Genomic DNA, 19,327 nt, shown 5'->3' with positions numbered 1-19,327 from the left:
ACGTCCCGGCCGGCTAGGGAGCCGACCGGGACGGGCAGCACGGGCGAAAAAGGGAGTTAGTCGAACTTCACCAGCGGGCGGACTTCTACGGCGCCGTTGTTGTCCAAGCCCGGGCAGCCCTGCGCCAGCCGGATGGCTTCGTCCAGGTCGTGCGCTTGCAGCAGCAGAAAGCCGCCAACCACTTCCTTGCCTTCGGTGAAGGGGCCGTCGGTAACCAGCTCGCCCTGGCGGCGCAACACCTTGCCCTGGGGCCGCAGGGCCTCGGCGCTCACCAGCCGGCCCTGCGCCGCGATGCCGCCAATCCAGGTGTTCCATTTCGCCAGCTCGGCCTGCATGGCCTCGGGCGAACTGTCCCAGTACGCTTCCTCGGTAACGGCCGCGTTGTGGTAGAGAAGCATGAATTTGTCCATCGGAGTAAGATATGAGGGTTGAAAGAAGGGAAATTTAGGCTAAGACGAACTCGCCTTCCCCAATCGGACACGGGCGCCGAAAAAAATAATGAGTAGGTCGTCGGCCCGCTCAGGATACCACCTTGGCTTCCTTGCTGGGACGAAAGCCAACTTCTACCGCGCAGTTCATCGCGCAAGTCTATCAGCACTAGCGGTAAGCCTAGCCATACCAAGGCCTTTGCTGCCTAGTAGCCGTCAAGGCAGTTCGCAATTGAAGGGATTTAGTGACAAATATCCTCGCCTAGCCCTGCAGGACCGCGCGAACTTTGCCTTATCAAACGGACCGCCTACTGAACTGGCCGGTTCACCAAATTTATTTTGGTGCCGCGGCTTACCCCATTATCCGCTACCCCTGCGAATCAGCTTTTTAGTAAAACCCGGTATGCTTACGGATGCGGCTGAGGGTCTCGCGTGACACGCCCAGGTAGGAGGCAATCATATGCAGGGGTATGCGCTGATAAAAATCGGGGAATGCCTTCACAAACTCCTCGTAGCGCTCTTCGGCACTGTGACTGATGGCTGCGTAAACCCGGTTGACCTGGGCATCCAGGTTGCGCCCTCCCAGCTGGGCTTCCAACTCGCTAAAGGCGGGGATTTCTCTTTTCAGGCGCTCGAAGCTATCCTTCGTCCACAGCAGCACCTGCGTGTCTTCCAGCGCGTCGATTGCGCTTCGGGCCGGTTGTCCGGTACGAAAGCTTTCGGCGTCCGTAGTCCACCAGTTTTCAATTGCAAAGCGCAGGATGTGCTCCTCCGCATTCTCGTCGGTGCGGTAGAGGCGCAAACAACCGCTGACGACAAAGGCCATGTAGCGGCAGACATCGCCTTGCCGGAGCAAATATTCGCGTCGCTTGAGCTTTTGAACCAAGGCCGCGGCTTCGATTTGCTCCAACTCGGCATTAGTGAAAGCAGCTTTAGAAGTCAGGTAGTTTCGGAACGTTTCGACCATAGCGACGCGAGTAGTGGAATGGGCCGCACTGGCCAGATGGCCGCGTTGCCCAAGACAAAGAAACCAGGAAAAGCTCTCATGTTTTTTAGGTAACACGAACAGCCAGATGGGAGTTGGGCAGCCCGTTGTTTTGGCATCATGAGTCCCCGTTAAAAGTCCTGCGCCTCGACTACGCGCCTCTACCCAGAAAACAGAACCGGCTTATCTGCCCACCCTGGTGACTCGCTTCGCCGCGACCATTACATCCCTCTGGCCTTTATAAAAAGCCCACGAAAAGGCTTCCTGCATGCAAGCCTTTTTCAGCTTTAAAGGCTGTTGCGACAATTGCTGACAGTCTTCCTGAGGCGACTAATTCGGTGACAAATGTCCTCGTTTCGCCCCCACCTCTCCCTCCAATTTTGCTCTGTCAAATCGCCCTGCTCACTGAGTGGGTAGAGACATTAACATTTTTAAACAACCAGAAAAATGAGCAAGCTCAAGAACAAAGTCGCCGTCGTTACGGGGGCCTCGAAAGGAATAGGTGCCGCTATTGCCACTTACTTTGGCGCCGAAGGAGCGAAAGTGGTGGTCAACTATGCCTCCAGTAAAGACGGCGCCGACCGCGTGGTGCAGGCCATCAGAAAAGCAGGCGGTACGGCCATCGCGGTGCAGGGCGACGTGTCCAGCCAAGCCGATGTGAATCGGCTGTTTGAAGAAACCCGCCAGGAATTTGGCGCCGTGGACGTCCTGGTCAACAATGCGGGCATCTACGAGTACTCTCCGATCGAAGAAACCACAGTCGACTCTTTCCAGCGGCAGTTCAATATCAACGTGCTGGGCTCGATGCTCACCATCCAGGCCGCGGTAAAACAGTTCGGGGCCACCGGGGGCACCATCCTCAACATCAGCTCCGAGGCCGGCCGTTCGCCGATGGCCACCGGATCGGTGTACTCGGCCACCAAAGCCGCGCTGGATGCCATTACTACCGCCCTCTCGAAGGAGTTCAGCGGCCGCAACATCCGCATCAATTCCATTTTGCCCGGTTCGGTAGAAACCGAAGGCACGCACAGCAACGGCTTTGCGGGCAGCGATTTCGAGAAATTGCTCATCTCCAAGACCCCCCTGGGACGCGTAGGGCAGCCCGGGGACATCGCCAAAGTTGCCGTCTTTTTGGCCTCGGAGGATGCGGCCTGGGTTACGGGCGAAAAGATATCGGTCTCGGGCGGCATTTTCGGCTTGTAAGCAGTAAACAACTTTTGAATACTATGAAACCAAGCAATGCAAATGGCGCGCTGCAAGCGCCGCTAGGATCAGGATTTTCGGCCACTTCCACGGCCAGTGACGTTATCAAGGGAGTAAGCTTGGCCGGCAAGGTGGCCATCGTGACGGGCGGCTACACGGGTATTGGCCTCGAAACCACCAAAACGCTGGCCGCCGCGGGCGCCACCGTTATCGTGCCGGCTCGCAGCCTAGAAAAGGCCCAGGAAAACCTAGGGGGAGTAGCCAATGTAGAACTGGTCGAACTGGACTTGCTAAATCCGAATTCGGTCGACGCCTTCGCGGCCTCGTTCTTGGCTTCGGGCCGCCCCCTGCACCTGCTCATCAATAACGCCGGCATCATGTTCGTGCCGTTGCGCCGTAACAACCGGGGAATTGAATCACAGCTGGCCACCAACTACTTAGCGCCTTTTCAGCTCACGGCCCGGTTGTGGAGCGCGCTCAAGCAAGCGAATGGGGCGCGGGTCATCAACATCTCCTCGCAAGGGCACCAGTTTGGGCCGTTCAACTTTGACGACCCGAACTTCACTCACCGCGAGTACGAGACGCTGCCCGCGTATGGGCAGTCCAAAACCGCGCTCAACTTGTTCACGCTGGAATTGGATGCTCGCGCCCAGGCATTTGGCGTACGGGCGTACGCGGTGCACCCCGGCAATGTCTGGGGAACGGACTTGCTGCGGGAAGCCCCCCTGGAAATGTTGCAGCAGTTCGGCTTCTATGATGCCGAAGGCAAGGAGGTTCCGGCAGTGATTGCCTCCCTTAAAACAGTTCCGCAAGGGGCAGCGACTACGGTTTGGTGCGCGACGAGTCCGTTGCTCGACAACATTGGGGGCGTTTATTGTGAGGATGCAGATATCGCCCCTCTATCCCCTGGGCAGGAAATGTCAGCTGGCGTGAAGCCCTATTCCCTCAATGCCGCCGATGCCAAGCGTTTGTGGCCGCTGACCGAGGAGCTGACCGGCATCCGCTTTAACGTGGCAGGGTAACCCGTTGCTGTAGGATGAAGCATTGGGCGCCTGAGCCGCTACTGCGCGAGTATAAGCCGCGTTGTTTCGGGCCACCTGGGTCACCGAAGCCACCATCCTGTAAAACGTAGCCTGAGGCCCGCTTACTGTGCCCACCACCCCAATGCACCACCCCTACGCGCTTATCAAATGGTATTGGCGTAAGGGTGGTGCATCTGAGGAATTGAGCATTCACTGGTCTTTAATTTACCATCTCATTATTTACTCAAGCACCACGAAGTTGAGCGGCAATTGATGCAATTGCTCACGGAAATGGGCTATGCATCCGACCAGCTAACGCCCTCTGCCCGGTTTGAAGAAGACTTGCACCTGGATTGGCCAGCTATTAGTAGTGGAGCACTTAGGCAGCAACGATGTCCTGCCCGGCCTTGCTGGTTAGCTATACACTTGCTTGATAAACTGCGCCGTGGTGGTTGGGGGCCGGCCCAGGAAATGCGCTAGGGTGGCATCCTCGACCTCCAGCATGCCTTGCGCCACCGCACTCGCCCACATCGTAAACATCCCGATGTAGACTGCTGGCACCTCGGCTTGCTGTAGGAGCGCCTGAAATTCTTCGACCGAAGGAGACTGATAGCGAATATGCTTGCCCAGGCAGTCGGACAGATCTTGGGCGATGTCGTGGAACGACGTAGCCTCGGGGTTGGTCAGCACATACGTCTTGTTGTCGTGCCCCTCCGTGGTTAGTACGTGGGCCGCGGCTTCGGCCAGTTCCGCCCGCAGCACCCAGTTGGCTTTCCCGGCCTGGGCGGGAAAGAGGATACTGCCCGTCTCGGCTACCTGGGCGCCCGCGAAGAGGGGTATCATCTCGAGGTAAATACCATTCTGGAGGATGGTATACGTCAGGCCACTGTCTTTGATCGCCTGTTCGGTTTCGGCATGCGACGTCAGGAAACCCGCGATGGCCGAGTCTTGGAAGGCCGGCTTGGTGACAAAGGACGTATACACCAGCCGCTTCACCTGCGCCACTTTGGCCGCTTTGATGACATTCAGGTGGTGAGCGGTGCGGTTTTCGACGGCCCCTCTATCGTTGCTGGAAACCAACAAGAGCGTATCAACCCCTTGGAAGGCCTGCACCAGCGTGTCAACGTCCGAGTAATCGCCGACACGCAGTTGGATTCCCTGGTCTTGGAGGGGCTGGCCTTTCGCCGCATTTCGCACTAGCGCGGAAAGGTGCTGCGCTTCGATTCCTTTGTTCAAAAGATGTTCAAGGACTTTGGTACCGTAGTGACCGGTTGCGCCTGTGACTAAAATCATGTTACTAGGGTGGTGAGGAAAGTGAAAAACTATCAAAACGGGGGGTCCGCTGTTGGGTAAGCTGATTACTTCAAGCTATCGGCTAGCGGTTTGTTCGGGCCGTCTCCCACCTACAGATTACCAATTGGTAGTCTGGTTACCAAAAAGTAATCACCTGGTACAGCTTCTTTCCACCCTTTTCTGCTTCTTGCCTCATGACTAGTTCCCAAGCCGCGCAATGCGAGCAAACCATGCGCGCCCTGCGCCACGCCTCGATGGTGGTCAACAGCAAATGGAAGCTCCCGCTTATCGTGGCCTTGCTCACGGGCACCCGGCACTTTCGAGGGCTCGAACGCACCGTGAGCGGCATTTCCACCAAGGTGCTGGCCAAGGAACTCAAGGAACTGGAAGCCCAGCACCTCATCGCCCGTACCGTCTACCCTGGCCCCCCCATAGTGGTAGAATACCAAGCGCTGCCGTACGCGCAGTCGCTCCACCCGGTTATTGAGGTGTTGAAAGCGTGGGGAATGCAGCACGAGCAGCAGGTGGAGGCGCTCCGTGCCGCGTCAGTAGTGTAGCCAGTAGTGTTCACGAGGGCACTGCCTCCAGCGTTGCGCGGATAGGGAGAGGCAACATGCATTCCTCTATAAGACAATGACTTAGCGTGTAAATTCGCCTTTTGAAAGAACAATCCCACGTGAGGCCGGCGCCCTTAGCGTCGGGTAGCTCGATGGCCACCGCTCAGCCGTTTGCTGCATGTACTACCAACTCACATCGAGTGGGCTGATGATGGGCGGTGAAGAAATGAAAGGGCTGCACGTGGCGCACGCCGGGTAACTGTAAGGTGTACCTTTCTGGTACCACCGCACAGTGGAGAGCGTGAGCTAGGCCGCGCCCGGTGACCGGCATGCAACGGCTTGTTTAACCTTTGTACCAAACTTTTAACCAAGGCCAACTTTCCATCAGGGCTACTAACGCATAATCATCTACCATCCAAAAACTGGAACAGTGACGCTTTCCACACAAATAAATACGCCACACTGAGGCTGGCCGCGACAAACAACGCGCTGAGCCGGGTCAGGAATCCGGCCATAATCAACCACGGAAACACAGCGTCGGCCACCAAGGCCACTACCAGGGTAGCGGTAGGCCCCAGATGCAGCGGGTCGGGAAACCCTTGCGCCATCTGGGGGAAGCTGCTCACTTCTCGTAGCCGTGCACCACCAACAGGCCTACGCCGAACCAGACCCGCAGTAGCAGCAGCGCCACGTCGACATTGAGTGGCAGGAAAGGCAGCAAAAGGGCTTTTTTCATGGGCAGTATTGGTTTGCGTGCTAGGCTGTGTGGACATCTAGCGCATCCAATCGAGAGCAGCCAGCAGGTGTGCCACGGCTAAAAAGGACGTAGCGGTTTTCTCGTAGCGGGTGGCAAAGCCGCGGGCTTCCTTGAGGCGGCCGAAAAACCGCTCGACTTTGTTGCGGTCCGCATAGAGGTTTTCGTCGTAGGCGCGCTGGTCCAATCGGCTGGCTTTGGGTGGGATGACGGCTTCGGCCTCGTGTTGGGCCAGCGTGTCCAGCACAGTGTCCGTATCGTAGGCTTTGTCGGCTACCACCGCGCCGGGCGGCTCCGGTAAGGCGGCCAGCAAGACGGGCACCTGGGGACTGTCGGCCGCTTCGCCGGGCGTCAGCACCAGGTGCAGGCAGTTGCCCAACGCGTCTACCACGGCGTGCACCTTCGTGCCAAAGCCACCGCGGGAGCGGCCTAAGGCTTCGGCTGCGGGCGTGCTTTTTTTTGCCCAGCGGCGGCTTTGTGCGCCTTGGCCGTGGTGGAGTCGACCAGCACCCAAGCATAATCCGGCTCCTGCACGGCCTGAAACAGCGCTTCCCATACGCCCGCTTGCGCCCGGCGGCGAAAGCGTCGCGCCACCGTGTTCCAGGGGCCAAACCGCTCGGGCAAGTCGCGCCAGGCCACGCCCGTGCGCACCCGGTAGAGCACCGCGTGGACAAACTGCCGGTTGTCACGGCCTGTGCCCAGGCGGCCCATCGTGTGCGGCTCGACCACCTTCCACTCGCGTTCCGTTAATTCATGACGACGCATCTGGCAAAACTACAACCCGTGCTGTCCACACACTCTAGTATAGCGTACTCGACGAACCTTTAATCAACTCTATCTGGCGCAAGCCCAGAGGCGGCTTCGGCATCCTGCAGCGGCAATCCATCGCGCAGAATCCGGGCCTTAGTTAGAAGTTCGGTTAAAAGTTACCTCTCCAAACCGTTCAAGTCTTGGTGCTCGCCAATGGTAGAGGTAACATTTCTTGCTTTGGTTGTAACGTTTAGGTGGGGAGCACAGTACCCGGGCCACATTAGGCGCTGGTTGGAAGGCGGCGCGCACCAGATTGTTGGAGTCGCTGGCTGCGTTTTCAAGCTACCCTACCCAGACCTAGTCGAGTATTGAGGGAAGTAAGACGCCGTACTATCATTTGCCCCACCCTTCTAACCAAGTCCACTTATGATCCTATCTGTATTTCGTTGGGGGCTTTTTTGGCTGCTGCTCCTACCAACTGCCGCTTTCGCCCAGGTGAATGTTCGCCGGGTCGACGGCTCGGCGATTGCTGCGGCTCGCCTGGATACCATTATTCCCCGCGTGATGAAGCAAGCCGGAGTTATCGGACTCAACATCGCTGTCATCAACGGCGCCAAGCCTGTCTACGATCGGGTATTTGGGCTGCGGGACCGGGAACAGCGCTTGCCCGTTACGCCCGAAACTGTCTTCGAAGCGGCTTCCTTAACCAAACCGGTTTTTGCCTATCTGGTCATGAGCCTTGTCAAAGACGGCTTGCTCACGTTGGATACTCCTCTCTACCAGTACCTAGAGTATAAGGACATTGCCCACGACCCTCGGCAGCGGTTGATAACTGCCCGCATGGTGCTTTCCCATTCCAGTGGCTTGCCCAGTGCTCTGGGTAACTGCCAGACAGAGTTCCTGTACCCCCCCGGACAATACTTCAACTACTCCGCCGCCGGCATTCTCTACCTGCAGTTGGTCGTGGAGCACTTGTTAAAACAAAATCTGGAGGTCACCATGAACGAACGCGTGTTTGGGCCGTTAGGCATGAGCCGAAGCAGCTTGGTGTGGACACCTACGATTGAAAAGAATTATGCCACAGGCTACGATTACTTCGAAAAACGAGTAGAAAAATGGAAGCCCGACAAGGGAAGTGCTACCGCGACACTGCATACCACAGCCGCGGACTACGGCCGTTTCCTGCAGGAAATGATGACGGGCCGGTTGTTGGGCCAGGGGCCGCTGCGGCAGATGCTGCGCCCGCAAAGTCAGGTCATCACGGGGGACAGCACGTTGCTCTGGAGCCTGGGCTTTGGGGTGGACCGCACGTCAAACCAACCAGCGTACTACCAGTGGGGCAGCAATTTGGGCGTGCAAAACTTCGTACTCTTCTACCCGCAGCAGCAGCTGGGTCTGGTGTACTTCACTAATGGCGAACATGGCCTATAGATAAAAGACGAGCTGCTAGCTCTAACCGTCGGCGGCGGCTATTCGACCGATAAATTTTTGACCTATGACCAATACAATTCAGTGGTCCGCCAATTCACGAAGACCTACGACCAACGAGGCGTGCAGGCGGCCTTGCAGCAGTACGCCCAGCTGCGTCAAAAACAACCGAATAAATTTTCCAACCGCCAATTAGACGAATTAGCAGCCCACAGCTCGGCAGTGGGGCACTTCCAGGATGCCGCTCAGGTTTTGGTGCTAAACGCAGCGACTTATCCGCAATCCTGGAAAACGCATGTGGCATTGGCGGAGGCTTATTTGAAGTTGGGCAATCGGCAAGCGTATACGGCTAGTCTGATAGAGGCCGTACGCTACTGCCCCAACCCCGAACTACTCATCGCCCCTTTGCAACAGATTGGGACAAAGTGGCGATAGGCAAGAGACGCCAGCGAGAAGTGCAAACTCAACAGGTATTGATGTTCTGTTAAAATACTAGTCACCAGTTCCTGATACGAGATGAACACCATCGTTTCATCAACTTCCATATTCAGGGGTCACTGGCAGCACGGGCTGCGGCCTAGTCCAACAAGCCCTCGACTAGGGCCACACCGTGACGGCCTTTGTCCGCACCTCCGTCAATGGGCGTGGAACACGCCCGCCTGGCACAGGGCATATTGCTTCCTCTTACAACGAGCAGCATAGGTGCCAGCCGGGCTATCTGCCTGGATAGCTCTGCTAGCCACCCGGGTGGCTAGCAGAGCTATTAAATGCGGTGGTGAATCAAGATGAAACGGTGAGCTTCATGATCAAAAACAGGAAGTATCAAGAAAGACGGCTTGCCGAAGGCGGCGAGAACCGTGTTAGCCGCTGGTTTTGCGGTAGCGCCACACGGCCAGCGTGTTCACGGCCACGGCCATGCCCAGCAGAATGAGCACGGGGCGTAGCACGTCGCGAAGGGTACTGCCCTTGAGCAGAATGCGCCGCACGATGTCGATCATGTAGAGCAGCGGATTGATTACGTCGAGGGCCTGCGCCCAGGCCGGCATGTACTCGGTGGGCGTGAACAGGCCGCAAAGCAGGATGAAAATGATGAGGAAGAAAAAGGCCACGAACAGGGCCTGCTGTTGCGTATCACTCACCGAGGAAATGAGCAGGCCTAGCCCCAGCGGTACCACTAAGTACACGCTCATGATGCCGTAGAGCAGCGGCACGCTCCCTACCATAGGCACGTGAAACAGGAAGCGCGCCAGCAGCAGCCCAATGGTGAACTGGTACAAGCCCGCTACCCAAAATGGCACCAGCTTGCCCAGAATGAACTGCCACTTGCGAATGGGCGTCACATTGAGCTGCTCAATGGTGCCGATTTCCTTTTCGCGCACAATGTTGAGCGTGGCCACCATCATCACAATTAAGCTGATGATTTCGACCAGAATGCCGGGCACCATAAAGGTTTTGTAATTCAGTAGCGGGTTGTACCAGTAAGTGGGCACCACCTCCAGCCCGCCCCGGGTAGCCACCGCCGCCTGCACCGTGGCGGGGCGCACTTCCTCCTGGTAGGCCTGCACCACCCCGGCCGCATAAGAGCTAGCCAGACCGGCTTTCACGTTGTCGAGGCCATTGACGAGTAGCTGCACCCGGGCCGCACTGCTACGCACCAGGTCCCGCTCGAAGCGCGGCGGAATCACCAGCACCAAGTCGGCGTGGTCGGCCAGCAAGTCCTGCTCGGCGGCCGCGCTGGACGGACGCACCTGCGCCAGTTGAAAGTAAGGGGTGTACTGAAACTTGTCGATGAGCCGCCGGGCCGCTGGGCTGTGGTCCTGGTCCACGATGGTCAGGGACAAGTTCTCAATTTCGTAGTTGGCCGCAAACGACAGCAAGACCAACTGAATAACAGGGGCCACCAGCAGCAAGGCCAGCAGGGTGCGGTTGCGCCGTAGCTGCCGCACCTCCTTCTCCATCAGAAACCAAACAATACGCATGGGATAATCAATTAGCAGTGAGCAAGCAACGGCGAGTAGTTATTCAGTTTGAGTCAGCGGAGCAACTGTTCATGCTCACTGATAACTGCTGATTGACTGCTAGGCCAGTCGGTTTTTCAGTGAGGCCAAAGCCAGCAGCAGCAAGGCCGTCCCCATGCCGGTCAGGATGAGCGTTTCGCGCCAGAGGTCCCGCAGGCCGAGCCCTTTTATCATGATGCCCTTCAGCACCACAATGTAGTGACGGGCCGGAATGATGTTGGATATAGTCTGGAGAGGAACGGGCATACTCTGAATAGGAAACAGGAAGCCGCTGAGAATGAGCGTGGGCAAGAGCAGGCTCAGGATGGAAGTAAGCATGGCCGTTTGCTGCGAGGCCGCCCGGGTCGAAATCAGCACCCCCAGCGCGAGGGCCACGAAGATGTAAAGCAGCGTTTCGCCGATGAGCAGGGCCAAGCTGCCGCGCTGCGGAATATGCAGGGCCCACACGCCCAGGCCCAGAATAATTAGCCCGTTGAGAAAGGAAAGCAGAAAATAGGGCAGGATTTTGCCGAGCAGAATGGGCAGCTGCCGCATAGGCGAAACGAGCAGCACTTCCATGGTGCCCGTTTCCTTTTCGCGCGCAATGGTGATGCTGGTGAGCATGGCCGAGACCAGCAGCAGAATCAGGGCCATGGTGCCCGGCACGAAGGTGTAGGCCGCCTTCATTTCGGGGTTGAAGTACAGGCGCGACACGGCCTCTACCCGCGGACCGCCGGAGTCGGTGGGCCGGACTTTCTCCTGCTCGTAGCTGCGGATGATGGTGGTGGCGTAGTTCACCAGGCTAATGGCCGTGTTCTGGTCCGAGGCGTCGGCCACGAGTTGCACCTGCGCGTGGCCCAGGTGGTCGAGGTCGGCGGAAAAGCCCACCGGGAATACCACGGCCAGCTTCACGTGCCCTCGTCGAAAAGCACTGGCCACGTCGGGGTAGCTGCGGGCGTAGTCGCGCAACCCGAAGTAGCCCGACGAAAACAGCCGGTTTTGCACCTGGCGGGCGTGCACGCCCTTGTCGAAATCGAGCACGGCCACGTTGGCGTTCTTGATTTCGTTCGTCAGCGCAAAGCCGAACAAGGTGACCAGCACCACGGGCATGCCGAAAAGAATGAGCAGGGTGCGCGGGTCGCGGAAGATGTGGTAAAACTCTTTGCGCACAAACATCAGGAAGGCTTTCATGGCTTTTTAGTTGTCAGCTGCTTGTTGTTAGTTGCTCGTTGTCAGTTGTTAGTTTTTTCGCTCATGTATTCTGGTTGATTTGCATTGGTTTCAAGCACTTTATAATTTTCTAAACAGCCTGACAACTGACAACCAGCAACTGACAACTAACCATTACTCCACGTTCTTCGCACCGCGGGCCAGGTGTAGAAACACCTCGTCCATGGAGCCCACGCCGAACTGCTGCTTGAGCCCGGCAGGGGTGTCAAGGGCTTCTATTTTGCCATCGACCATGATGCTGACCCGGCCGCAGTACTCGGCCTCGTCCATGTAGTGGGTCGTAATGAAGATGGTCGTGCCCTGGGCGGCCGCTTCGTAGATGAGGTCCCAGAACTGGCGGCGGGTGATGGGGTCGACGCCGCCGGTAGGTTCGTCCAGAAAGATGACGGCCGGCTCATGCAGCAAGGCCACTGAGAAGGCTAGCTTCTGCTTCCAGCCCAGCGGCAGGCTGCCCACCAGCGTGTCGCGCTCGGCCTCCAGGCCCAGGCGTTGGAGCAAAGCATTGGTTTTTCCCCGGATGACGGCGCTCTTCAATCCGTACACGCCACCGTAGAAGCGGATGTTTTCGCGCACGGTAAGGTCTTCGTAGAGCGAAAACTTCTGGCTCATGTAGCCGATGTGCTGCTTGATCAGCTCGGGCTGCCGCTGCACATCGAAGCCCGCCACCGTAGCTACGCCTTCCGTCGGGCCCAGCAAGCCACTGAGCATGCGCATAGCCGTAGTCTTACCCGCCCCGTTGGCCCCCAAAAAACCGAATATCTCGCCGGCCGCCACCTCAAAGCTGATGGCGTTTACGGCCACGAAGTCGCCAAAGCGCTTGGTGAGCTGCTGGCAGGTGATGACCGGGGCGGGGAGCGACTCACGGCCTACTTCTACATTAGTGGGCTGGCTGTTCATGGGCGGAGTCGGTGGAGGGTTGCTGCTGGGCGAGTAAGTCCATGAATGTGTCTTCGATAGTGGCCTCGACAGGCTCGACCACTACCTCGCTGTGGCCGTGGCTTGTGAGGTAGGCCGTGAGCCTGGCGGCCGCATCGGGGGTGGGGTGAGCAAGGCTGAGGTGGGCCGTTTCGCCGAAAGCGTAGCAGCTGTGCGCGTCGGGGTAGGTGCGCAGGTCTTGCAGCAGCGGGTGCATGCGGGCGGCTCGCACCGCGTACAGCGGCCAGGGGTAGGCAGCGCGCAGCGTGGCCGGCGTGGCCACGCGCAGCACCTGGCCTGCTTGCAGTAGCGCTACTCGCTCGCACAGGGCCGCCTCGTCCATGTAGGGCGTAGAAACGACGATGGTAATGCCCCGGGCCTTGAGTGTGCCTAGCATGTGCCAGAACTCCTGCCGCGACACGGCGTCGACACCAGTGGTGGGCTCGTCAAGCAGCAGCACCTCGGGTTTGTGAATGAGGGCGCAGCACAGGGCCAGCTTTTGTTTCATGCCCCCGGACAAGGCCCCGGCCCGCCGGTTTTTAAACGGGGCCAGCTGCTCGTAGATATCCTTTACCAGGTCGTAATTCTCGGCTACGGTGGTGCGAAACACGGCCGCGAAGAATTCCAGGTTTTCCTGCACTGTTAGGTCCTGGTAGAGCGAGAATTTGCCCGGCATGTACCCCACCACGTTGCGGATGGCCCGAAAGTCGCGCACCACATCGTGCCCGGCCACCGTGGCCACGCCCGCATCAGCCAATAGTAGCGTGGTCAGGATGCGGAAGAGCGTGGTCTTGCCGGCCCCGTCGGGTCCGATAAGGCCGAACAGCTCGCCCGCTTCTACGGTCAGACTTACGTCGCGCACGGCCGGGGTAGCGCCGTAGGATTTACTGATGTTGCGGAGTTCAACGGCAGGCATGGCGCAAAAGGCGTTAGAACAACACGTCGGCGGGCATGCCGATTTTCAGACTGCCGTCGTTGGGTACGGCTATCTTCAAAGCATACACCAGGTTCACCCGGTCCTCCTTGGTTTGGATGACTTTGGGCGTGAACTCAGACTTGCTGGAAATCCACGTCACCCGGCCGGGGTACTCCCGGCGTTGGTCGCCGGGTGCGTCCACTAGCACCTTCACCGGTTGGCGCAGCTTCACGCGGGTCAGCTGGTCGCCGGCCACGTAGGCCCGCAAAATCAACGTTTTCGTATCGCCAATCTTGTAGAGCGGCTGGCTGTAGTTTACCACCTCGCTGGGCTCCACGTACACCGTAAGCACCGTGCCAGCCACGGGGTTGACCACCCGGCTGTTGCGCAGCTGGTCGTTGACCTGCTGCACCTGCACCTGCAGCGGCGCTACTTGGGCGCTGGTGCCGCTGGCCTGGGTGCTCAGGGCCGAGCGTTGAGCGGCTACCTGCTGGCGGGCTGTGGCAAGCTGGTAGTCAAGGTCGTCGAGCTGCTTGGCCGGCACGGCGTCGGCCTTCACCAGATTAACGACCCGCCGGCGCTCGCGCTGCAGGTTGGCCACTTGCTGCTCCAGCGCCCCTAGCTGCGAGGCCACGTTGGGCGTTTGGCGGCGCACGGCTTGCTGGCTGGCTTGCAGCTGGCGCTTGCGCAGGTAGAGCTGCACCGTATCGATGACACCAACCGGGCGGCCGGCGGCCAGCTCGTCGCCTTCGGTCACGGCCAACTGCAGCAGCTGGCCCTGGGCTTTGGCGGCCACCACGTACTCGGTGGTTTCAAAATTGCCGGAGGCATCGAAGCGCGGTTCTTCGGCCTGGCAGCCACCGAGCAACAACCCGGCGACCAAGCCACCAGCCAGCTGAAAAAAGGAGGTACGTTTCATGAGATAAACGAAGCGGTTAGCGGGTCGGGGAAACGGGCGGAGCGTCGGTGCCGCGGGTATTTTGCTGGTCGGCCTGGGCTTGCAGCAGCTGCAGACGGTGAAGCTGCTCGTTGAGGCGGGCCTGGGTCAGATTGTTGGCCTCGGTGAAGTAGTCGCTGAAGCCGATGATGCCATTGTCGAGCTGTACGGTGGCCGTGGCCTGAATCTTTTCGCGCAGCGGAATCAGCTGCCGGTCGGTATCAAGCAAGGCCTGGTAGCGGTCAATAGCGGTTTGCTGACCGGCCAGCGTCACGCGTTGGCTTTGCTCGAACACGGCCTGCTGCACGGCCACGGCTTCGGTGCTCAGGCGCAGGGCTTCGCGGTCTTGCCGGCGGGTGTAGTACCCCCCTAAGTTCCAACTCAGACGCAGTCCCCCTTGGCCGTAGCCGTGAAAATCGTTGCGCAGAAAATCCAACGTCGGCCGGCCGTAGCCAACTTGCCCAAACAAGCTCAGGCGAGGGGCCAGCCGGGCATCGTTGAGCAATTGTTGGCCGACCAGCTGCGCGCGCTGACGCTCGTACAAGCCTAGCTCCGGCCGAACGGGCGCAGGCGGCAGTAATACGGGTACTTCGAGGCGGGTTTCAGCCGCGAGCGGCTGGCCCAGCAGCTCACTGAGCTGGTGTAGCAGCCCCGCCCGGCTCAGGGTTAGCTCACGCAACTGCTGGTCGAGGTTCACCACTTCAGCGTCAAGCCGGGCGAGGTCCTGGCCGGTGGCGGTGCCGTAGGCTTGGCGGGCAACCAGCGCTTTGCGGCGTTGCAGTAAATCGGTGCGTAGTGCCTGCCGCAGGCGTGTGTTTTCCTCCGTGAGCAAGACCCCGAAATACAAGCTGCTTACTTGCTCACGTATCCGATATAGACTCACTTCTACCTGCTGGTTGCTGACGGCGGCGCCTAATGCTTCTAATTGCTGCTGCTGGCGCGTCAGGCCTCCGTCGTACAGCGTTTGGGCTGCGTCCAGCGTCAGCCGGTACTGGTCTTTGGCGACAGTAGGAATTGTCGAGCCGGGCACCTCAATGGGCACCCTGGTTACCTCGCTTTGGTAGGAAGCCTGCCCATTGACCGCCAACTGCGGCACACGGCGCTGAGTGGCCAAGCTGGCCTGGTTGTTGGCCGTTTGGGCGCTGGTGAGGGCCAGCTGCCGGCGCAAGGGAGCCTGCGCCTGGGCTAGCTCGTAGCACTGGCCCAGCGTGAGCGAAGCCGAAGCTGACTGCGCCATCAAGTAAGCGGGCCACCCGCCGGCCACTGCCATCAGTAAGCCGACCAGAAGGATGCGAAAGTTGGGCATTGGGTTTAACTAGTTGGTTAAGACAGCGGCAAAAAAAATCAGACCGCAATTGCCCGGATAACAAAATCGGCCACCTCGGTACGGCGCTTGGCTATTTCGTGGGCAAACTCCTCTTCTGATAAGCCGAGGGCTACCTGAAATACTGGCTGGCCTAGAAATGGGAAGATGAGCATGGACATTAGATTCATCAGCAGCTGCGCGGAGCTAATCGGCCGGATGCGCCCGGCGGCCACGGCCTCGTCTACCTGTCGGCGGAAGCCATCGAGCGGAGCTTTCTGCTGCTGAATCGCATTCTTAAAAAAGTAATGCGGATTGCGATGCACCTCATTGAGAATGAAGAGGGGGAGAAAACTGTGCTGGCTCACGAACGTGACGTACTCGCTGGCGAGCTGCCGGATTTTCTCCAGCAGGTCCACGTCCGCTTCCAACACCGCCACAAGCCGGGGCATCATGGTACCCACAGCCCGGTTGATAACCAGTTCCGCGAGCTTGTCTTTGCTGCGGAAGTAATAGTGCAGCAACGCCTTGTTGATGCCAGCCCGGTCGGCAATTTCCTGCATACGCGCCCCCGCTAGGCCTTTCTCCAGAAACACCGCTTGGGCGGCATCCAGGATAAGAGCTTCAGTGGTAGGCTTGGAAACGTCCATTGTCTTTGTGGTTTAACCTTTTGGTTAAGACTACGCAAAACTAGCAGAAAAAGGTTGAATGTGTCTACCTTTTTGCTTAAGAAAGATTTACCACCACCTTATAGTCGACATCAAGATCGTCCTTCACTATTGACAGATGAATTGAGAAGCAACGAAATATATGGTACATAAAAACTTCTGGCAGCCCTTGATATCACATGGATTTTATCAGACTTCCCGCGCGATTTCATCTTAGGCGTGCCGTAATGCCCAGCCTAGAATTCATAATTGAGTCGATAGTAACTAATTCATATTATCTCCGCAGAGCGGCAAATGCCGAACTGGCTACAAGAATTTATGGAAGAAACTAGGCAAGTAGTCCAGAAGCAGCTTTTCTGAATCTAACCCGGCGCGTAGGATGCTAGCCAATTACCTACCGGATACGGTGGGCCACGAGAAACTGCCGCAGCCGGCACACCGCTTCTCCAGATGCTTCGTCGAGGGCGAAGTGCCCACCTTCCAACCAGTGCACTTCGGCGCGGGGTAAGTCGCGTTGGAGGGCGGCTACTTCGGCCACGTCAAATGAGGGGTCGTACCGGCCCCACAGCACCAAGGTGGGTGGCTGATAACGGCGCAGGTAAGCTTGCCAGGCAGGGTAAGCCGCCAAATTGGTACGGTAGTCAAAAAATAAGTCGGCTTGAATCTCCGCTTGGCCTGGCCGCGCCAGAAAGGCGGCTTCGTCGGTCCAGCAGTCCGGGTTGTAGCGCTCGGGGTGGGGCGAGGTGCCTACGTGGCGCAGACGGGCGGCTGCAGCAGAGAGTAGGTTGCGGCGCAAGGCGTCTTCGTGGGCTGGCCGATCGGTCCAAAACGCCCGACGCGGGGCCCACAAAGCCGCATTGAGCCCCTCTTCGTGCGCCACCGCGTTCTGAATCACCAAAGCTGCCACCCGTTCCGGATGCCACAACGCTAAGCGAAAGCCCACTGGGCCTCCGTAATCCTGGAGGTAGAGCGTGTAGCGGCGCAGGCCTAGAACCTGGATGAATTGATCCACCACCTCGGCCAGGTGGTCAAACGTGTAGGCGAACTGCGAGGGAGGCGGCGCGTCGGAATGCCCAAAGCCCGGGTAGTCGGGGGCGATGACGTGGTACCGGTCTCCGAGCTGCCGCAGCAAGCCCTCGTACATGCGCGAGGAGGAAGGAAACCCGTGCAACAGCAACAGCACCGGCGCGTCCGCCGGACCCGACTCGCGGTAGAAGAGCGTTAGGCCGGCTATGGGCAACGTGCGGTACCGCACCCGCACTGTGTCGTCGTGTCGTAGCGCAGAAAGCCGCACGGCCCCCCGCGTAGCGGTCGGTTGGCTCAAAATCCCGGTTATCAGGAAGACCAGTAGCAGAAGCAACCGCATTCGTGGGTGGCACGGCATGATCAAACTAATTAGTTGGCGCAGTTGCTGGCAAAACAGGGTCGGCTTCCCGAAAACCGGCGTCGAGAGCGGGTCTGGTTAAATGGGCGATGGTGTTGGCAAACGTTTTAAGCGACACCGCATAGGCCACTGCAATCAAGGCTGGCTGATCAAATCCGGCGGCCAGGAATTCTGCAACTGCGGCATCGGGCACCTGTCCTCGCTGCCGGGTGAGGCGTTCTACCAGTTGCTGCAAGGCGGCTAGCCGGGCATCGGGAATGGGAGTTCCCTCGCTAGCGGCCATCAGTACCGCGGCCGAAGCGCCCAACTGGCGGGCGAGGGTGCGGTGCACCGCCACGCCGTACTCGGCTTCGTTGGCGCGGCTGGCTACTAGCATGGTTACTTGCTGCTCCACCGGGGTCAGGCTGGTGCCTCCTAGTGCTTGCAACCCGTGCACGTACCCTGCCAAAGCCGCCGGTTCCTGGGCCATCGCCGTGGCCAGGGCCGGCACGAAACCAAACACGCTTCGTAGCACCGCCAACGGTTCGGCCGTTCCGTCGGTAGGCGCCAAAGCGGAGTCGTGCTCCTCCGAGACCGGACTGGGATTCATTTTGGCGGCCACCGTGAATGGGGAACTACCGGCCGGGTATAAGACGCGCCCCAAAAAGCCGCGGATTAAGTCCGCCACAGGGTGCACGTGGGTTTCTAGGGCAAAGTGGCCGCTCTCTACGAAGTGCACCTGGGCATCGGGGTTGTCACGGCGGAAGGCCTCGGCCCCGGCCGGGAGGAAAAACGGGTCGTTTTTGCCCCACACGGCCAGCGTAGGCGGGCGCTGCGTGCGGAAGTATTCCTGAAAACGCGGGTAAAGCGCCACGTTGGACTGATAATCCCCGAAAAGATCTAGCTGAATCTCGTCCATCCCCGGGCGCTCCAGTAGTGCCTGGTCGAGGGCCGCGGCCTCGGGCGCCACTTGCGTAGGGTCGGGCACTCCGTGGGTGTACTGAAACTGGGTGGTACCCGCCTGCAGTAAGCTGCGCAGAGCGGCGCGGTTCTCAGCCGTGGGTTCCCGCCAATAAGCTTGAATCGGATTCCACCCCTCGCTTAGTCCTTCTTCGTAGGCGTTGCCGTTCTGGCTGATAAGGGCAGTGACCCGCTCCGGATGGGCCACCGCAAGACGAAAGCCCACGGGCGCGCCGTAGTCGAACACGTACAGGGCATACTGAGTCAGGCCGAGAACTTCGGTGAACCCGCTCATTACAGCGGCTAAGTGGTCGAAGGTATAGGCAAACGTAGCCCTGTCCGGCACCGACGAAAAGCCAAAGCCCGGCAAGTCAGGGGCCACCACGTGGTAGCGGTCGGCCAGCAGCGGAATCAACTGGCGAAACATGTGCGACGAGGTAGGAAAGCCGTGCAACAACAGCACGGTGGGAGCCTGTGGATGGCCCGCCTCGCGGTAAAAAATGTCTAGGCCATTCACTTGAACAGACCGAAAGGCTACGGTTGAAACTTTCATGAGTCAGGACAAAACTTGTGTAAAAAATCTGTTTGAGCATTCTATCAATAAACAGACAAGTCTGT

At 58.8% G+C, this 19,327-nt stretch carries 20 protein-coding genes; 5 read left to right on the top strand and 15 right to left on the bottom strand.

Annotated features, from left to right (window positions below; genetic code table 11):
* Positions 1-56 precede the first annotated feature (56 nt).
* Complete coding sequence (locus ACYSMN_RS10495; protein ID WP_488923828.1) at positions 57-398, bottom strand: YciI family protein; 342 nt, start codon at positions 396-398, stop codon at positions 57-59.
* A gap of 418 nt (positions 399-816) precedes the next feature.
* Complete coding sequence (locus ACYSMN_RS10490; protein WP_488923827.1) at positions 817-1,395, bottom strand: Crp/Fnr family transcriptional regulator; 579 nt, start codon at positions 1,393-1,395, stop codon at positions 817-819.
* Positions 1,396-1,860: 465 nt separating this feature from the next.
* On the opposite strand from ACYSMN_RS10490, the gene ACYSMN_RS10485 reads away from it, so the two are divergent.
* Together ACYSMN_RS10485 and ACYSMN_RS10480 are read left to right on the top strand one after the other, a co-directional pair.
* Entirely contained in the window at positions 1,861-2,616 is a 756-nt protein-coding gene (locus tag ACYSMN_RS10485; RefSeq protein WP_488923826.1) for an SDR family NAD(P)-dependent oxidoreductase, read from the top strand.
* Positions 2,617-2,639: 23 nt separating this feature from the next.
* Positions 2,640-3,638 (top strand): SDR family NAD(P)-dependent oxidoreductase, encoded by a 999-nt coding sequence (locus ACYSMN_RS10480; RefSeq protein WP_488923825.1) that lies wholly within the window; start codon positions 2,640-2,642, stop codon positions 3,636-3,638.
* Between the two features lie 414 nt (positions 3,639-4,052).
* Here ACYSMN_RS10480 and ACYSMN_RS10475 read toward each other — a convergent pair whose 3' ends face one another.
* A complete protein-coding gene (locus ACYSMN_RS10475) occupies positions 4,053-4,931 on the bottom strand; it encodes an SDR family oxidoreductase (RefSeq protein ID WP_488923824.1) in 879 nt (292 codons plus the stop codon).
* 194 nt (positions 4,932-5,125) lie between these two features.
* On the opposite strand from ACYSMN_RS10475, the gene ACYSMN_RS10470 reads away from it, so the two are divergent.
* Positions 5,126-5,488 (top strand): winged helix-turn-helix transcriptional regulator, encoded by a 363-nt coding sequence (locus tag ACYSMN_RS10470; protein WP_488923823.1) that lies wholly within the window; start codon positions 5,126-5,128, stop codon positions 5,486-5,488.
* 404 nt (positions 5,489-5,892) lie between these two features.
* Here the strand turns inward: ACYSMN_RS10470 and ACYSMN_RS10465 are convergent, their stop codons facing one another.
* From ACYSMN_RS10465 to ACYSMN_RS10455, 3 genes are all read right to left on the bottom strand, one after another.
* Positions 5,893-6,096, bottom strand: coding sequence for a DoxX family membrane protein (locus ACYSMN_RS10465; protein ID WP_488923822.1), 204 nt, complete (start codon positions 6,094-6,096; stop codon positions 5,893-5,895).
* Between the two features lie 165 nt (positions 6,097-6,261).
* A complete protein-coding gene (locus ACYSMN_RS10460; RefSeq protein WP_488923821.1) occupies positions 6,262-6,756 on the bottom strand; it encodes an IS5 family transposase in 495 nt (164 codons plus the stop codon).
* Positions 6,672-7,007 carry a transposase gene (locus tag ACYSMN_RS10455; RefSeq protein WP_488923820.1) on the bottom strand — a complete coding sequence of 112 codons (336 nt, stop codon included), beginning with the start codon at positions 7,005-7,007 and terminating at the stop codon, positions 6,672-6,674. The genes ACYSMN_RS10460 and ACYSMN_RS10455 overlap by 85 nt, the downstream gene beginning before the upstream one ends.
* A gap of 411 nt (positions 7,008-7,418) precedes the next feature.
* Between ACYSMN_RS10455 and ACYSMN_RS10450 the strand changes: the two genes are divergently transcribed.
* On the top strand, positions 7,419-8,423 hold the full coding sequence (locus ACYSMN_RS10450; RefSeq protein WP_488923819.1) for a serine hydrolase domain-containing protein: 1,005 nt from the start codon (positions 7,419-7,421) through the stop codon (positions 8,421-8,423).
* Positions 8,424-8,480: 57 nt separating this feature from the next.
* Positions 8,481-8,855, top strand: a complete 375-nt coding sequence (locus tag ACYSMN_RS10445) for a hypothetical protein (protein WP_488923818.1) — start codon at positions 8,481-8,483, stop codon at positions 8,853-8,855.
* 425 nt (positions 8,856-9,280) lie between these two features.
* Here the strand turns inward: ACYSMN_RS10445 and ACYSMN_RS10440 are convergent, their stop codons facing one another.
* From ACYSMN_RS10440 to ACYSMN_RS10400, 9 genes are all read right to left on the bottom strand, one after another.
* A complete protein-coding gene (locus ACYSMN_RS10440; protein ID WP_488923817.1) occupies positions 9,281-10,399 on the bottom strand; it encodes an ABC transporter permease in 1,119 nt (372 codons plus the stop codon).
* 99 nt (positions 10,400-10,498) lie between these two features.
* A complete protein-coding gene (locus ACYSMN_RS10435; RefSeq protein ID WP_488923816.1) occupies positions 10,499-11,608 on the bottom strand; it encodes an ABC transporter permease in 1,110 nt (369 codons plus the stop codon).
* A 153-nt stretch (positions 11,609-11,761) separates the two neighbouring features.
* Positions 11,762-12,544, bottom strand: coding sequence for an ABC transporter ATP-binding protein (locus ACYSMN_RS10430; protein WP_488923815.1), 783 nt, complete (start codon positions 12,542-12,544; stop codon positions 11,762-11,764).
* Positions 12,525-13,478: an ABC transporter ATP-binding protein gene (locus tag ACYSMN_RS10425; protein ID WP_488923814.1), complete on the bottom strand. Its 954-nt coding sequence runs from the start codon at positions 13,476-13,478 to the stop codon at positions 12,525-12,527. The genes ACYSMN_RS10430 and ACYSMN_RS10425 overlap by 20 nt, the downstream gene beginning before the upstream one ends.
* Positions 13,479-13,491: 13 nt before the next feature.
* Positions 13,492-14,397: an HlyD family secretion protein gene (locus ACYSMN_RS10420; RefSeq protein WP_488923813.1), complete on the bottom strand. Its 906-nt coding sequence runs from the start codon at positions 14,395-14,397 to the stop codon at positions 13,492-13,494.
* A gap of 16 nt (positions 14,398-14,413) precedes the next feature.
* Positions 14,414-15,721 carry a TolC family protein gene (locus ACYSMN_RS10415; protein WP_488923812.1) on the bottom strand — a complete coding sequence of 436 codons (1,308 nt, stop codon included), beginning with the start codon at positions 15,719-15,721 and terminating at the stop codon, positions 14,414-14,416.
* A gap of 38 nt (positions 15,722-15,759) precedes the next feature.
* Entirely contained in the window at positions 15,760-16,368 is a 609-nt protein-coding gene (locus ACYSMN_RS10410) for a TetR/AcrR family transcriptional regulator (RefSeq protein ID WP_488923811.1), read from the bottom strand.
* A 412-nt stretch (positions 16,369-16,780) separates the two neighbouring features.
* Positions 16,781-17,710, bottom strand: a complete 930-nt coding sequence (locus ACYSMN_RS10405; RefSeq protein WP_488923810.1) for an alpha/beta fold hydrolase — start codon at positions 17,708-17,710, stop codon at positions 16,781-16,783.
* Between the two features lie 67 nt (positions 17,711-17,777).
* Positions 17,778-19,262, bottom strand: a complete 1,485-nt coding sequence (locus ACYSMN_RS10400; RefSeq protein ID WP_488923809.1) for an alpha/beta fold hydrolase — start codon at positions 19,260-19,262, stop codon at positions 17,778-17,780.
* Between the last annotated feature and the right edge of the window lie 65 nt (positions 19,263-19,327).

Source organism: Hymenobacter sp. M1-2 (genome assembly GCF_057808495.1).
This window is presented reverse-complemented; position numbering and strand designations above follow the sequence as displayed.

Excerpts from the sequence above, each read along its gene's own strand:
- ACYSMN_RS10480 (WP_488923825.1), top strand. The coding sequence starts at position 2,640 with ATGAAACCAAGCAATGCAAATGGCGCGCTGCAAGCGCCGCTAGGATCA.
- ACYSMN_RS10435 (WP_488923816.1), bottom strand. The coding sequence starts at position 11,608 with ATGAAAGCCTTCCTGATGTTTGTGCGCAAAGAGTTTTACCACATCTTC.
- ACYSMN_RS10430 (WP_488923815.1), bottom strand. The coding sequence starts at position 12,544 with ATGAACAGCCAGCCCACTAATGTAGAAGTAGGCCGTGAGTCGCTCCCC.
- ACYSMN_RS10475 (WP_488923824.1), bottom strand. The coding sequence starts at position 4,931 with ATGATTTTAGTCACAGGCGCAACCGGTCACTACGGTACCAAAGTCCTT.
- ACYSMN_RS10410 (WP_488923811.1), bottom strand. The coding sequence starts at position 16,368 with ATGGACGTTTCCAAGCCTACCACTGAAGCTCTTATCCTGGATGCCGCC.
- ACYSMN_RS10490 (WP_488923827.1), bottom strand. The coding sequence starts at position 1,395 with ATGGTCGAAACGTTCCGAAACTACCTGACTTCTAAAGCTGCTTTCACT.
- ACYSMN_RS10485 (WP_488923826.1), top strand. The coding sequence starts at position 1,861 with ATGAGCAAGCTCAAGAACAAAGTCGCCGTCGTTACGGGGGCCTCGAAA.
- ACYSMN_RS10455 (WP_488923820.1), bottom strand. The coding sequence starts at position 7,007 with ATGCGTCGTCATGAATTAACGGAACGCGAGTGGAAGGTGGTCGAGCCG.
- ACYSMN_RS10420 (WP_488923813.1), bottom strand. The coding sequence starts at position 14,397 with ATGAAACGTACCTCCTTTTTTCAGCTGGCTGGTGGCTTGGTCGCCGGG.
- ACYSMN_RS10440 (WP_488923817.1), bottom strand. The coding sequence starts at position 10,399 with ATGCGTATTGTTTGGTTTCTGATGGAGAAGGAGGTGCGGCAGCTACGG.
- ACYSMN_RS10425 (WP_488923814.1), bottom strand. The coding sequence starts at position 13,478 with ATGCCTGCCGTTGAACTCCGCAACATCAGTAAATCCTACGGCGCTACC.
- ACYSMN_RS10470 (WP_488923823.1), top strand. The coding sequence starts at position 5,126 with ATGACTAGTTCCCAAGCCGCGCAATGCGAGCAAACCATGCGCGCCCTG.
- ACYSMN_RS10450 (WP_488923819.1), top strand. The coding sequence starts at position 7,419 with ATGATCCTATCTGTATTTCGTTGGGGGCTTTTTTGGCTGCTGCTCCTA.
- ACYSMN_RS10400 (WP_488923809.1), bottom strand. The coding sequence starts at position 19,262 with ATGAAAGTTTCAACCGTAGCCTTTCGGTCTGTTCAAGTGAATGGCCTA.
- ACYSMN_RS10465 (WP_488923822.1), bottom strand. The coding sequence starts at position 6,096 with ATGGCGCAAGGGTTTCCCGACCCGCTGCATCTGGGGCCTACCGCTACC.
- ACYSMN_RS10495 (WP_488923828.1), bottom strand. The coding sequence starts at position 398 with ATGCTTCTCTACCACAACGCGGCCGTTACCGAGGAAGCGTACTGGGAC.
- ACYSMN_RS10415 (WP_488923812.1), bottom strand. The coding sequence starts at position 15,721 with ATGCCCAACTTTCGCATCCTTCTGGTCGGCTTACTGATGGCAGTGGCC.